The 13190-nt window shown below is 64.0% G+C and carries 11 protein-coding genes; 8 read left to right on the top strand and 3 right to left on the bottom strand.

What is annotated here, in order from left to right; all coding sequences use genetic code 11:
* The first annotated feature begins 86 nt into the window (after window positions 1-86).
* The 4 genes from Cth01_RS10180 to Cth01_RS10165 all read left to right on the top strand — a co-directional run bounded on the left by Cth01_RS10180 (window position 87) and on the right by Cth01_RS10165 (window position 4042).
* Window positions 87-1136 carry an LD-carboxypeptidase gene (locus Cth01_RS10180; RefSeq protein ID WP_003063276.1) on the top strand — a complete coding sequence of 350 codons (1050 nt, stop codon included), beginning with the start codon at window positions 87-89 and terminating at the stop codon, window positions 1134-1136.
* A 151-nt stretch (window positions 1137-1287) separates the two neighbouring features.
* Window positions 1288-1746, top strand: a complete 459-nt coding sequence (locus Cth01_RS10175; protein ID WP_034383772.1) for a hypothetical protein — start codon at window positions 1288-1290, stop codon at window positions 1744-1746.
* Window positions 1743-3542 (top strand): hypothetical protein, encoded by a 1800-nt coding sequence (locus Cth01_RS10170; protein ID WP_045839088.1) that lies wholly within the window; start codon window positions 1743-1745, stop codon window positions 3540-3542. The genes Cth01_RS10175 and Cth01_RS10170 overlap by 4 nt, the downstream gene beginning before the upstream one ends.
* A gap of 134 nt (window positions 3543-3676) precedes the next feature.
* The gene (locus tag Cth01_RS10165; protein ID WP_003063270.1) at window positions 3677-4042 is read left to right on the top strand and encodes a SpoIIAA family protein; all 366 of its coding nucleotides are present in this window, start codon (window positions 3677-3679) and stop codon (window positions 4040-4042) included.
* 64 nt (window positions 4043-4106) lie between these two features.
* Here the strand turns inward: Cth01_RS10165 and fusA are convergent, their stop codons facing one another.
* Window positions 4107-6230, bottom strand: a complete 2124-nt coding sequence (gene fusA, locus Cth01_RS10160; protein WP_045839087.1) for an elongation factor G — start codon at window positions 6228-6230, stop codon at window positions 4107-4109.
* A 224-nt stretch (window positions 6231-6454) separates the two neighbouring features.
* On the opposite strand from fusA, the gene Cth01_RS10155 reads away from it, so the two are divergent.
* Window positions 6455-6703, top strand: coding sequence for a hypothetical protein (locus Cth01_RS10155; RefSeq protein WP_045839086.1), 249 nt, complete (start codon window positions 6455-6457; stop codon window positions 6701-6703).
* A 32-nt stretch (window positions 6704-6735) separates the two neighbouring features.
* Here the strand turns inward: Cth01_RS10155 and Cth01_RS10150 are convergent, their stop codons facing one another.
* The gene (locus tag Cth01_RS10150) at window positions 6736-7128 is read right to left on the bottom strand and encodes a hypothetical protein (protein ID WP_045839085.1); all 393 of its coding nucleotides are present in this window, start codon (window positions 7126-7128) and stop codon (window positions 6736-6738) included.
* 464 nt (window positions 7129-7592) lie between these two features.
* Here Cth01_RS10150 and Cth01_RS10145 point away from each other — a divergent pair, with 464 nt between their 5' ends.
* Window positions 7593-10166 (top strand): penicillin acylase family protein, encoded by a 2574-nt coding sequence (locus Cth01_RS10145; RefSeq protein WP_233425147.1) that lies wholly within the window; start codon window positions 7593-7595, stop codon window positions 10164-10166.
* A 127-nt stretch (window positions 10167-10293) separates the two neighbouring features.
* On the opposite strand, the gene Cth01_RS10140 is transcribed toward Cth01_RS10145, so the two are convergent.
* Window positions 10294-11274, bottom strand: coding sequence for an alpha/beta fold hydrolase (locus Cth01_RS10140; protein ID WP_003063257.1), 981 nt, complete (start codon window positions 11272-11274; stop codon window positions 10294-10296).
* Window positions 11275-11431: 157 nt separating this feature from the next.
* On the opposite strand from Cth01_RS10140, the gene Cth01_RS10135 reads away from it, so the two are divergent.
* Window positions 11432-12493, top strand: coding sequence for an aldo/keto reductase (locus Cth01_RS10135; RefSeq protein WP_045839083.1), 1062 nt, complete (start codon window positions 11432-11434; stop codon window positions 12491-12493).
* A gap of 69 nt (window positions 12494-12562) precedes the next feature.
* Window positions 12563-13063 carry a Cys-tRNA(Pro) deacylase gene (gene ybaK, locus Cth01_RS10130; protein ID WP_045839082.1) on the top strand — a complete coding sequence of 167 codons (501 nt, stop codon included), beginning with the start codon at window positions 12563-12565 and terminating at the stop codon, window positions 13061-13063.
* The last annotated feature ends 127 nt before the right edge of the window (window positions 13064-13190 follow it).

Below are 13190 nucleotides of genomic sequence, written 5' to 3'. Positions count from 1 at the left end.
AATCCCCTGGATCCACTACAGCGCCCCAGCAGCAAGATCCCCACCACGCCCACTCGCACGGGCAGGAGCCGGACCACCAGGCTCATGTGCATGACGAGCACTGCAGCCATGAGCACGGTCACCACGATCATCACGACCATGTGCACAGCGCCGATGGCAGCTGCTGCGGCCATGATCACAGCCATGGCGGCAAGCATGTCTATATCTATTCGCCCTCGGGGGCGGTGCGCGACAAGGCAGCCTTCAAACGCGGCATCAAGCAGCTGGAGGCCCTGGGCCACGAGGTGGAGGTCGATGCCGATGCGCTGGCCAGCAGCCAGCGCTTTGCGGGTGACGACGCCACCCGTCTGGCTGCTATCCACCGTGCAGCGGCCAGCGGAGCCGACGTGGCGCTGATTTCGCGCGGCGGCTACGGTCTCACGCGCATTCTGCCGGGCATCAAGTACAAGACCGTGGCCAAGGCGATTGCGGGCGGCACCAAGTTTGTCGGCCTGAGCGACTTCACGGCTTTTCAGCTGGCCATGCTGGCACAGACCGGTTCGGTCACCTGGGCGGGTCCCGCGCTCAACGCCGACTTCGGTGTGGACAGCAAAAAGACCGGCGAGCCCGTGGACGACATCATGCTGGACTGCTTCGAGGACCTGCTCAGCGGCCAGGGCGAGGGCGCGGGCTGGCAGATGCCCAGGATTGGCGAGCTGCCCAATGGCAAGCCGCAACTCAAGGACTTCTATGTTCCTGGCGGGGCCACCTTGTGGGGCGGCAACCTGGCGGTGCTGGTGTCCTTGCTGGGCACGCCTTACTTCCCGCAGGTCGACGGCGGCATTCTGTTCATCGAAGACGTGGGAGAGCACCCCTACAAGATCGAGCGCATGCTGACCCAGCTGCTGCTGGCGGGCGTGCTGCAAAAGCAAAAAGCCATCATCTTTGGCCAGTTCACCGACTTCAAACTCACCACCCACGACAAGGGCTTCAAGCTGCAGACCGTTGTCGACTGGCTGCGCATGCAGCTCAAGCGCCCCGTGCTGCAAGGCCTGCCCTTCGGCCATGTGCCCACCAAGGTGCTGCTGCCCGTGGGCGCGCAGGTATCGCTGTCTGTGGAAGGGCGGGATGCGCTGATCTACTGGGGACATGTCTGACGGCAGACTGCCGCTGAGGTTGAGCCGCCAGCATGGCTTGCGCCTCGTGTCTGTGCCTAAGATGATTCAGTTTTAATAGCTGTTAACGTAGACTGAATATAGGCTGAGTGCCAATCTGGTTTGTATTTTTGAGATCGGGAAGGACGCACGCATGGGCAAGGCTGCACTGCCGTGGACCGAGGAAATGCTGGCCCTGCTGGGCCAGGAAAAAGACGCCGTGCTGGCCGAGCGCTGGGGCACATCGGCCAAGACGGTCAACCTCAAGCGCAATGCGCTGGGCATTCCCGCCTTCGGGCATTTCCAGTGGACGCAGCCAGCGCTGGCTCTGCTGGGCCGGGAGGCCGATGCCGAGGTGGCGAAGCAGCTGGGCATCAGCAAGGCCAGCGTGGTGGCCAAGCGCACCGAGCTCGGTATTGACTCGATGACAGGAGCTGCTGCCAGCAGCGCTTTCGACTGGAGCGACGAGGCCGTGGCCTTGCTTGGCACCGCATCCGACGCCAAGATTGCCGAGCAACTGGGCCTTAGCCGCCTCACGGTCTACAACGCTCGCATCGCCAGGGGGATTGCTGCTGCAGGCCGGGGGGCTGCGGGCAAGAGCCGCGAACCATGAACCGTGCTGGCGCGCCAGCGACCGAGCTTGGGCCGACCCGGCCGCGGACTCTGCTGCGCGCGGTACTGCTGGGCTGGCTGTGGCTGGCGGCCCTGGCCGGCTTTTCTCATCTGCTGACGCGCCTGCCGCCCTGGGGCTGGCTGCTCGCAGTCCTGCTGCTGGTGCTGTTGCCAGCCTGGGGGCATTGGCTGCTCCTGATGCTGCGCAAAAAGCTGCTGCGCTTGCAGTTCGCGCCGCAGGGGCATATCGGTCGATGGCTCGGCGGCGGTTGGTGGCCGGCCTGCAAGGCATTGACACTGGCCTTGCTGTTGTGCACCAGCTCACTCTGGCAGGCCTGGTTTCTGGCGCCCTGGGAATGGGCGCTGCTGGCGCTGGCCCCCTTGCTTTATGCCTTGCTGGCCTGTGGCATGCAGGCGGGCCTGAAGCGAGAGTTTTCATCGTCAGCCTTTGCCTGGGCCTTCACCCAGCGCGCTGCCACCTGGCTGCTGCTGGTGCTTTGGGGCGGCAGCTGGCTATGCGCCATGGCCAGTCAGCAGGATCTGGGGCGAGGGCTGGCCCCCGGCATGGAGCCCGAGGCATTGAATCATGCGCTGGCCCAGATTCATGCTGCGCCCTCGGGGCTGGTGCGCTGGGGGCTGGATGCCCTGCTGGCCGTGCAGCTGGCGAGTGGCGCCATGGCCGACCTGCCCCAGTTGCCCATGCTGCGCCTGTTGCTGCTGGCGCTGTTCGGCCCGGTAGGCGTGCTGCTGTGCCTGGGGCGCGCCATGCAGGGGGCATCGGCTTCCTCGGCCCTGCTGCTGCAGGCCAGGCCTTCGGGGTCAGTGCGCAATGACGTGCCTTCGCCGGCCGCACCTTTGCTGGCCCTGGTTGCCGTGCTGGTGCTGGGCATTCTGGTGCAGACCACGGCAGCCCTTGACGGCCTGGCGCGTGCGCAGGAGAGCCCGCTGGCGCTCAAGCGCCTGCCCGAGTGCGAGCGCATCGGGCAGCAGCTCTACAGCCTCGGCACGCTGGAGGCCACACGCCAGCAGGTTCTGCAGCTGCTGGGCCGGGCCCAGGCCGGACAGGCCCTGTGCCAGAGCATCCCGGAGATGAACCAGCAACTGGATGCCGCCGTCGAGCGCTATCTGGACTGGTATTTCAGTCTGGGGGCGGAGTGGGGCCGCATCCTCAGTCTGCTCACGGGCGATGTGAGTCAGTTTCTGCAGAACAAGCTCAGCGAAACCCTGGGAGCCACGCCAGGGCTGGAGGGCTGGGTGCAGACCCTGCAAAAACAGGCGCTGACCAGCGGTGCCGCTCTGGCCGAGGGCCAGCAGCGCATCGAGCAAACCCTGGCGCGTCATCATCTGGCCCTGAGTCCCGAGCAATGTCTGGTGCGTGCCGAGGTTGCCAGCCTGCCTGCGCTGGAGCTGCTGGGCGATGCACGCCAGCGTCTGACGGCCAGTGCCCTGGTGGGCACGGGGGGCGGTGCTTTTGCCGCGGCCGTCGCGGGCAAAGCCATGGCCAAGGCCTCGATGAAGGCCGCCAGCAAGGTGCTGGCCAAGGCGGCTGCCAAGCAGGGTCTGGGCAAGGCCGGGGCAGCGGTAGCCGGTGCGGCTGTGGGCTCTGTCGTTCCCGGTGTCGGCACGGCAGTGGGGGCGGTGGCGGGAGCGGTCGCCGGTGTGGTGCTGGGCGTGGGGATTGACTGGGCGGCACTTTATGCCGAAGAACTGCTGACACGCGATGCCATGCACGCCGATCTGCGTGTCGCGCTGGGCGAGCAGATGCAGAGCCTGAGCCGGGCCATGGGCTGCCAGTAAGCGAATCAGTCGCGTTTCAGCAAGTCCGTACAGAGCGGCGGCAAGGGCAGAGAAAACCTGTGCTGCGGGTGCTGTCTAGGGCTGCATTCCAGTGAGCGCAGGCGTACAGTGAAGTTTCGCTGCAGGAGTTGCATATGCTTAATTACTCCCTCATGAAACCCGAAGGCATCTTGCTGCTGGAGCCCCATGGGCCCCTGACCGAGCAGGATTTCGACGGCGTCAGCCAGGATGTGGACGAATTCCTGGCCGAGCATCCCAAACTGCATGGGGTGATGATTCAGTCCAAGGACTTTCCAGGCTGGGAAAACTGGGCCGGCTTCAGCGCCCATATGGGCTTTGTCAGAGATCATCGCCATCAGGTGGAGCAGATCGCTCTGGTGACCGACAGTCATCTGGCGGGCATGGCCGAGTTCGTCGGCAGGCATATCACGCATGCCGAGGTCAGGCATTTCCCCTTTACCGAAGATGCCATGGCCATGCAGTGGCTGCATGCGGCCTGAGTCGTCTGTCTGAACCCGCCCGGCAACTCTGCCGCCGAGCCGCGACAGAGTTGCCTGGATCCGCCTAGCCCTGTTTTCGGTGACCGGTCGTCGCGGTCGCCGCGGCTGCTGCCTGCTGCGGGGCCTGTGCGTAGCGCTTGAACTCCATGGTGTAGGTGGCGCGGCCCTGAGTCATGGAGCGCAGATGCGTGGCATAGCCGAACATTTCCGATAGCGGCACCTCGGCCCTGATGGTCTTGCCGTCGCCTGCGATATCGTCCATGCCCTGCACGGCGCCGCGGCGCGAGGACAGATTGCCCATCACGGCGCCTGCGTATTCCTCGGGCGTCTCCACCTCGACGGCCATGATGGGCTCCAGGATCACCGGGTCGGCTTTCTTGCAGGCTTCCTTGAAGCCCAGGATGGCGGCCATGCGGAAGGCCTGCTCCGAGGAGTCCACCTCGTGGTAGGAGCCGAAGGTCAGCCGCACCCGCACATCGACCACCGGGTAGCCGGCCAGAACGCCCGAGTTCATGGCTTCGCGCAGGCCTTTTTCCACGGCGGGGATGAACTCGCGCGGAATCACGCCACCCTTGATTTCATCGACAAATTCAAAGCCCTTGCCCGATTCCAGCGGCTCCACGCTCAGCACCACATGGCCGTACTGGCCCTTGCCACCGGACTGGCGAACGAACTTGCCGTCCACATCGCTGACTATTTTGCGAATGGTTTCGCGGTAGGCCACCTGGGGCTTGCCCACATTGGCGGCCACATTGAATTCACGTTTCATGCGGTCGACGATGATTTCCAGGTGCAACTCGCCCATGCCGGCAATGATGGTCTGGCCCGATTCCTCGTCGGTGCTGACTCTGAAGGACGGGTCTTCGGCCGCGAGGCGCGCCAGTGCCAGGCCCATTTTTTCCTGGTCGGCCTTGCTCCTGGGCTCCACCGCCTGGGCGATCACGGGTTCGGGGAAAGAGATTTTTTCGAGCACGATGGGTGCTTGCGGATCGCACAGCGTCTCGCCCGTGCTCACGTCCTTGAGGCCCACGCAGGCCGCAATGTCGCCGGCGCGGATTTCGTCGATCTCCTGGCGTGCGTTGGCATGCATCTGCACGATGCGGCCTATGCGCTCCTTTTTACCGCGGGTCGGGTTGTAGACCAGATCGCCCTTGGCCAATACGCCCGAGTAAACGCGTACAAAGGTCAACTGGCCCACGAAGGGGTCGGTCATGAGCTTGAAGGCCAGGGCGGCGAATCTTTCGTCATCGCTGGCATGGCGTATCAGCGTGGTGCTGGCGCTGTCGTCCTCGCTATGCCCTTCGATGGCAGGGACATCGAGCGGCGAAGGCATGAGCTCGACAATCGCATCGAGCAGACGCTGCACGCCCCGGTTCTTGAAGGCCGAGCCGCAGAGCATGGGCTGAATTTCGGTGGCGATGGTGCGCAGGCGCAGGCCGGTGATGATGTCCTCGGCACCGAGGTCGCCGCTGTCCAGGTATTTCTCGGTCAGGGCTTCATTGGCCTCGGCAGCGGCTTCCACCATCTTCTGGCGCCATTCCTGTGCGCTGGCCAGAAGTGCAGCGGGGATCTCCTGGTACTCGAACTTCACCCCCTGCGACTCGTCGTCCCAGAAGATGGCTTTCATCTTGATGAGGTCGACCAGACCATGAAAGTCGGCTTCGGCTCCGATGGGGATGACGATGGGAACCGGGTGGGCTTTGAGGCGGTCCACCATCATCTGGCGCACACGAAAGAAATCGGCGCCCACGCGGTCCATCTTGTTGACGAAGGCCAGGCGCGGCACCTTGTACTTGTTGGCCTGGCGCCAGACGGTCTCCGACTGTGGCTGCACGCCGCCCACGGAGTCGTAGACCATGACTGCGCCGTCGAGAACGCGCATGGAACGCTCGACCTCGATGGTGAAGTCCACGTGGCCGGGTGTGTCGATGATATTGATGCGATGGGCCGGGAAGTTGTGCTCCATGCCCGACCAGAAGGCCGTGGTGGCCGCCGAGGTGATGGTGATGCCGCGTTCCTGCTCCTGCTCCATCCAGTCCATGGTGGCAGCGCCGTCATGGACTTCGCCCAGCTTGTGGTTGACCCCGGTATAGAACAGTATGCGCTCGGTGGTGGTGGTCTTGCCGGCATCGATATGCGCGGAGATGCCGATATTGCGATAGCGTTCTATGGGCGTGTGGCGAGCCATGATGACCTCCCTGAAACACAGTTCTGAAACTGAAGCGCCGGCACCATGTTGCGGAGCCGGCAAGCAGAGGAAACGCATCGGAAATACTAGAGAGATGGCTACAAACTCACTGCCAGAGTGGGTATGGCTCGCGGCATAAAACACAAGCAGCAGGCCAGGGCGCAAGGCCTGGAGCCTGGCGGGCACCCGGCTTTCCCTTCATTCAAGAACAAGGACTTGTGAACATGACAGAGCAGAGCATTCAGATCGCAGCCCACAAAATGGTCTACATCCTGGTGGTGGAGCAAAGCTTGCGTGCCGGCGAAGGAATGAGCGAGAAAGCGCTTGCCGCCGACCTGCAAAAGCATGGCATCGGCGAAGGCGAGCGCCAGTCTGCGTTGGACTGGGCCGTCGACAAGGGCTGGCTGGAAAAAGCCGAAGGCGACGAGGTGCGCCTGACAGAAGCCGGCTTCGACATGAATTTCACGCAGTAGCGGCAGCCGCCGGGCCGCCGCCGCCCCGGCGTCTATTCCAGATAGACGCCTTTTTCCTTTTTGCGCGCCCGCATGCCGGTGCGCAGGAACAGCTCGCTGCCGCCCTGCACGGCCAGGGGCTGACTGGGCTTGCCGGCTGCTTTGGCCAGATGGGCATCGGCGCGCGCATTCCAGTGCTCCAGCAGATCCTGAAGGGCAAGGCGCTCCGCTTCGGTCAACTGCGGATGCTGCTCCAGGAACTCCTGCAGATACTGGCGCGCATCCAGCTCAAGCTGCTCGCGCGTGGTGGCCAGCGAGATATAGCTGATGTCCTCGTCGCGCCCGCTGGTATGCGTGCCCAGCAGATAGCAGCCGATATAGTCGCCCCGGGTCTGACCCACGGCGGGGTCCTGGCTGAGTTTCTTGAGCAGACTGAAGGGCCACATGCGTTGAATTCCTTGGGACTGACGCGAACAGGGAAGCACGACAGGCATGGAGCGCCATGCCTGATCCGAATCTGCGTAAGTCGTTTTACTAAGAACGTGTTTACGATCTCTACGCAGCCGCGTTGGAGCGCAATCGGGATGAGTTCGAAGCGATGGCTCGCCGCTTGCACCGGGGTGCAAGCAAGAGACAGCGCGCAGTAAATCGCCCGATTTCGCTCCAACCCTTCGGGACAGTGTCTTTGCGGACGCCCGGTCAGGGGCGGTCTGCGTTGTTGCGAATCCTCGCAATAGCAGAGCTATTGCTGCGGTATCGCGCCTAGCATTCCATCCCGCAAAGCCACTGTCGCGGCGCGAGGAGATCGTAAACACGTTCTACGGGCCGGGGCCCAAACAGGTATTGTCGCCCATGGCTGGACGCGATCAGCATGTGGATGTTGCGCACCGGACGCATGACAAGAGGCGATATGGGAGACATCACTTCGGCGGCAGAGCCCTCTGCCCGTCCCTGGCTCAGGTGCACACTGCATCTGGCGGCTGCGGCCACCGGGCTGGTTTTGCTGGCAGGGGCCGCGTTGGCGGTCTATGGCGTGCGGGCCCAGCCGCGCATGGATGGCAAGCTGGTCCTCGCCGGGCTTGAGCGCAGCGTGTGGGTCAGGCGCGACGAGTCCTATATCACGCATATCAGCGCCCGGTCGCCGCAGGATGTCTGGCGGGCCCTGGGCTTTGTCCATGCGCAGGAGCGCGGCTGGCAGCTGGAGTTCAACCGCCGTCTCATGCAGGGGCAGCTGTCGGAGATTCTGGGGCCAGCTACGCTGGAGCTGGACAAGCTGATGCGTGCTCTCGATATTCATGGCGCGGCGCGTCGCCAGTACGCGGCGCTGCCGCCCTCGGTGCAGGAGGCCTTGCAGGCCTATAGCCAGGGTATCGCCGCCTTTTACGCCAGGCCTTCGCAGGCTGCAGCGCCGGAGTTCCTGCTGCTGGGCACCAGGGCCGGAGCAGGAGGGTCATCGGCCTGGGAGCCTGAAGACACCGTGGGCTGGGCGCTGATGATGGCGCTGGATCTGGGCGGCAACTGGGGCAACGAGTTCGCACGGCTGAATCTGCTGCAGGTCCTGAGCACCGAGCAGCTGTGGCAGCTGATGCCTGCCTATCCGGGCGAGCAGCCCGCGACGGCGCTGGACCTCGCCAGTCTGTACCGGCAGCTCGGTGTCTACCGGCAAGAGGATGCCAAGCCCAAGGTCTCGGCACCGGACGGGCAGATTCAGTCGGCCTTGCAGCAATGGGCGGCCTCCATGGCGAGGGACATGGGCAGCAACGACGGATTGGGCAGCAACAACTGGGTGGTGGCCGGCAGCAAGACCCGAAGCGGCAAGCCCTTGCTGGCCAACGATCCGCATCTGGGGCTGAGCGCTCCTGCCATCTGGTACTTCGCGCGTCTTCAGTCGCCAGAGGGCCGGGCCGGCGACGGCAGCGTCCTGAGCGCGCTGGATGTAACGGGTGCCACCTTGCCCGGCATGCCCTTCGTGGTGCTGGGCCGTACGGCGCAGGTGGCCTGGGGCTTTACCAACACCAACCCCGATGTGCAGGATCTGTATCTGGAGCAGATCAACCCGACCGATGCCAGCCAGTACCGCACGCCCATGGGCTGGGAAAAGTTTGTCGTGCGCGAGGAAGTCTTCAAGGTCAAGGGCCAGAGCGATGTCAGGGTGACGCTGCGCAGCACGCGCCACGGCCCGGTGATCAGCGACGCGCAGCAGCAATACGGCAAGGTCATCAACACCGATCGCTATGCGCTGGCCCTGCGCTGGGCAGCGCTGGACACGGACAACCGCACGGTGGAGGCCGGCCTCAGAGCCAACGGGGCGCAGACCGTGCCCGAATTGTTCGAGGCATTTTCCATCTACCACTCGCCCATGCAAAGCATTGTGGCGGCCGATGTGCAGGGCCATATCGGCTTCAAGGCTGCGGGCAGGGTGCCTGTGCGTGCGCCGGGCAATGACTTGCGCGGCGTGGCGCCGGCGCCCGGCTGGGATGCGCGGTATGACTGGCAGGGCTGGCTGGGATACGACCAGACGCCGCAGGACGATGGCGGCACGCGCGGCTTTGTGGCCACGGCCAACCAGCGCGTGACGGATGCCGGCTATGCGCATTTTCTGACCCAGGACTGGAGCCTGCCTTACCGCCACCAGCGCATAGAGCAACTGCTGGCGGCAGGCAGCCAGCATGACGTGGCCAGCATGGCGGCGATTCAGAACGATGTGCAGTCCCTGGCCACCCAGGCCTTGCTGCCCGTGCTGCGCAAGGCGCAATCGAGCCACGCCCTGGCAGAGCAGGCGCAGCAACTGCTGGCGGGCTTTGAGGGGCAGATGGAGCGGGACAGGCCCGAGCCGCTGATCTTCTCGGTATGGGTCGACGAGCTGACGCGCGGCCTGGTGATTGCGCGCATTGGCGAGCAGCGCTTTGCCATGAGCTACGGCAAGCGTGACTTCCGTGCCGGGCTGGAGGGAATCCTCGCGCGCAATGACGCCTGGTGGTGCGCGCCGCTGAGCTGCGAGCAACAGTCAGGGCAGGCGCTGACCCGCACGCTGGACAAGCTGCAGTCGGCCTATGGCAATGATCCGCGCCAATGGCGCTGGGGCGCTGCGCACCCGGCGCTCAGCGCGCACAAGCCGCTGGGCGCGGTGGCGGCGCTGGCCGGCGTGTTCAATGTCAGTGTGGCCTCGGGCGGTGACACCTATAGCGTCAACGTCGGGCAGTACAACGCCAACCCGTCGCCCGCCGATGCCAAAGGTCCGCTGGGAGGGCGCTTTGTCAGCCGCCATGCGCCCTCGCTGCGCGCCATCTACGACCTCGGCGATCCGGAGTCCTCGCAGTTCATCTACCAGACCGGGCAGAGCGGGCTGGCGCTGTCGGCCCGCTATGCGGACATGAGTGCGGAGTGGGCCGATGGCCGCTACCGAAAGCTGCAAATGCAGCCGAGGCGCTGGCGCCATGTGCTGGAACTGCAGACTGGACAGGGCGTGAATAGCTATAAATAAGTGAGCTTGTAGCGCATGTGTAATATTGATTTCATATTTAAATAATATTGAAAATCAATGAATGTATGCGCTACAAGCTCCTGTATAGATAGCAAGCGGTAGTCGTAGTCTCAGCAGTAGCAGTCTTTCAGCGCAGAAAGTCCTCGATCAGCCTGGCCACGGCCTCGGGCTGGTCGTGGTGCAGCATATGGCCGGCGTCCTGCACGCGGGCGATCTCGCATTGCGGGATGTGGCGAATGCGTTCGTGGTATTGCTCCAGCGTGTAACGGCCCTGGTGCCAATGGCCCAGGCTGTCGTCCGAGGCTTCGACCGACAAGGTAGGTGCGCTGATGGCGGCCAGGCAGGCAAGTGCTTCATCCACGCGATACAGATAGGGGTTGGAGAGCTTGTGTGCGGCGTCGCCCAGAATATGCCAGCGACCCTGGGCATCGGGGGCCGACCAGTGATGAGCCAGCCATAGGGCTTTGTCGCGGGGCAGGCGGCGATTGGTTTTCTGCAGGCGATTGGCCACGGCCTCCACGCTGTCGTAGGGGGCGAGACCCATGGCGCCCGCCCGCTGCTCGCGCAGCTGATCCATCCATTGGGCCAGACGCCCGGGGGCCTGGTCGGGCCTTGTGGGCGCCATGCCGAAGCCCTCGAGATTGACAAAGCGGCGTATGCGCTCGGGCCGCGCGCCCGCATACATGCAGGAGATATTGCCGCCCATGCTGTGGCCGACCAGGTCGATGGGCCGATCGGGCGAAATCTGCTCCAGCAGCATGTCCAGGTCGGCCAGGTAGTCGGTGAAGTAGTAGCTGTCGCAGGGCTCGGCGCTGCGGCTCAGGCCGAAGCCGCGCCAGTCGTGAGCAAGGATACGGCGGCCCTGCACAAAGGCGTCGCTGAAGGCGTCGACCACAAACTGGTAGGAGGCGGCCACATCCATCCAGCCATGGGCCAGCACCAGCACGGGCAACTCGGGATCGATTCCCGAAACTGGCTCGGGCTCCCAGCTGCGCTGGTGGTAGTGCATATTGCGCACGGGCAGCATCTGTGAGCGCCACTGGCGGCGCGGCTGATAGGGCGGGATATCGGTGAGCTGGCCGGTCAGCGTGGGGTTGTGCGTTGTCATATTGTCTCCGTTGTTTTGATTATTGCTGCGCTTGCAGCATGGCCCGTCGTGCACGGGACAGCTGTGTCAGCAAAAACAAAAAGTCTGCCCTGATCTTGTACTGTCAGGCTCTAAACTTGGAAGCATGACTTCTGCTGCATCCACTTCCCGTCTTTCCATGAATCCCGTCGCTCTGGGGCAGAGCGATCTGCGCGTCAGCCCCATCTGTCTGGGCACCATGACCTTCGGCGAGCAGGTCAATGAGGCTCAAGCCTGGCGCATCATGGACCGAGCCGTGGAGCGCGGCGTGGATTTCTTCGACACGGCCGAGATGTATGCCGTGCCCGCCCGTGAGGCCACCTTTGGCGCGACGGAATCCATTATCGGCCGCTGGCTCAAGGCCCGCCCCGGCATGCGCGAGCAGATCACGCTGGCCAGCAAGGTGGCCGGCCCCTCGCGCGGCATGCCCTGGATCCGCGAAGGCTCGGGCATGTCGGCGCAGGACATCGTGCGTTCCTGCGACGCCAGCCTTGAGCGCCTGCAGACCGAGGTGATCGACCTCTACCAGATTCACTGGCCCGAGCGCCATGTACCGGCCTTCGGCACCATGTATTACGACCCGCAGAAGGAAAGCTCGCTCACGCCCATCCACGAGCAGTTGCAGGCACTGGCCGGTCTGGTCAGGCAGGGCAAGATCCGCCACATCGGCCTGTCGAATGAGACGCCTTATGGCGTGCACGAGTTCGTGCGCCTGGCCGAGCAGCATGGACTGCCGCGTGTGGCTGCGATCCAGAACCCTTACTGCCTGATCAACCGCAGCTATGAGAACGGGCTGGACGAAAGCTGTCACCGTCTCGAGGTGTCGCTGCTGGCCTATTCGCCGCTGGCTTTCGGCCTGCTGACGGGCAAGTTCGATCAGTTTGCACCGACCGAGGCCGGTGCGCCCAAGGAGGCACGCATTGCCAGGTATGAATCCGTGCAGAAACAGCGCTGGGGTCGCCCCGATGCGCTGGCCGCCGCGCGCCGCTACAACGCGCTGGCGCGCGAGCACGGCCTCACTCCCACGCAGCTGGCACTGGCCTTTTGCTACACCAAGTGGCAGGTGGCCAGCACCATCATCGGTGTGACTTCGGTAGCCCAGCTCGACGAGGATCTCGATGCCTGGGGAACCAAGCTGTCTGCCGAGCTGCTGGCCGAAATCGACCGCATCCGCTGGGAGATGCGCGATCCCGCTGTCTGATCGCTTTATTGAGGGAGAATGGCGGATGGCCCATATCGGGCATGCGCCACTAGCTATCAAAATTGAATCATGGCAAAAAAAGACAAAAACGCCCATGTGAGCGAGACTCCAGCCACGCAGATGCTCAGGGCCCACAAGGTGGAGTTCACCGAGCACCCCTATGACTATGTGGAGCATGGCGGCACTGAAGAGTCAGCGCGCCAGCTGGGGCTGGACGAGCACGCAGTGGTCAAGACCCTGGTGATGCAGGATCAGGATGCCAAGCCGCTCATCGTGCTCATGCATGGCGATTGCAAGGTATCGACCAAGAACCTGGCGCGCCAGATCGGGGCCAAGAGCGTGGAGCCTTGCAAACCCGAGGTGGCCAACCGCCACAGCGGCTATCTGGTGGGCGGCACCTCACCCTTCGGCACCAGGCGCGAGATGCCGGTCTATATCGAGGAAACCATACTCGCGCTGCCACGCATTGCCATCAACGGCGGGCGGCGCGGCTATCTGGTGCAGCTGGCGCCTGAGGTCTGCACCCGTTTGCTCGATGCCCGGCCGGTGCACTGCGCGCTGGCAGAATAGGGGCTGGTCAGCCGGGGCAGACGCCGGCTGGCAAAAAAGCAAACAACTAAAACATACGCAATCAAGAATCTACAACGGCATTGCTGTCGACAAGACAGCATGCACGGTCCGAGCTTGCGTAAGTCGT

This window comes from Comamonas thiooxydans, from assembly GCF_000964545.1.
GTDB classification, from domain to species: domain Bacteria; phylum Pseudomonadota; class Gammaproteobacteria; order Burkholderiales; family Burkholderiaceae_C; genus Comamonas; species Comamonas thiooxydans.
This window is presented reverse-complemented; position numbering and strand designations above follow the sequence as displayed.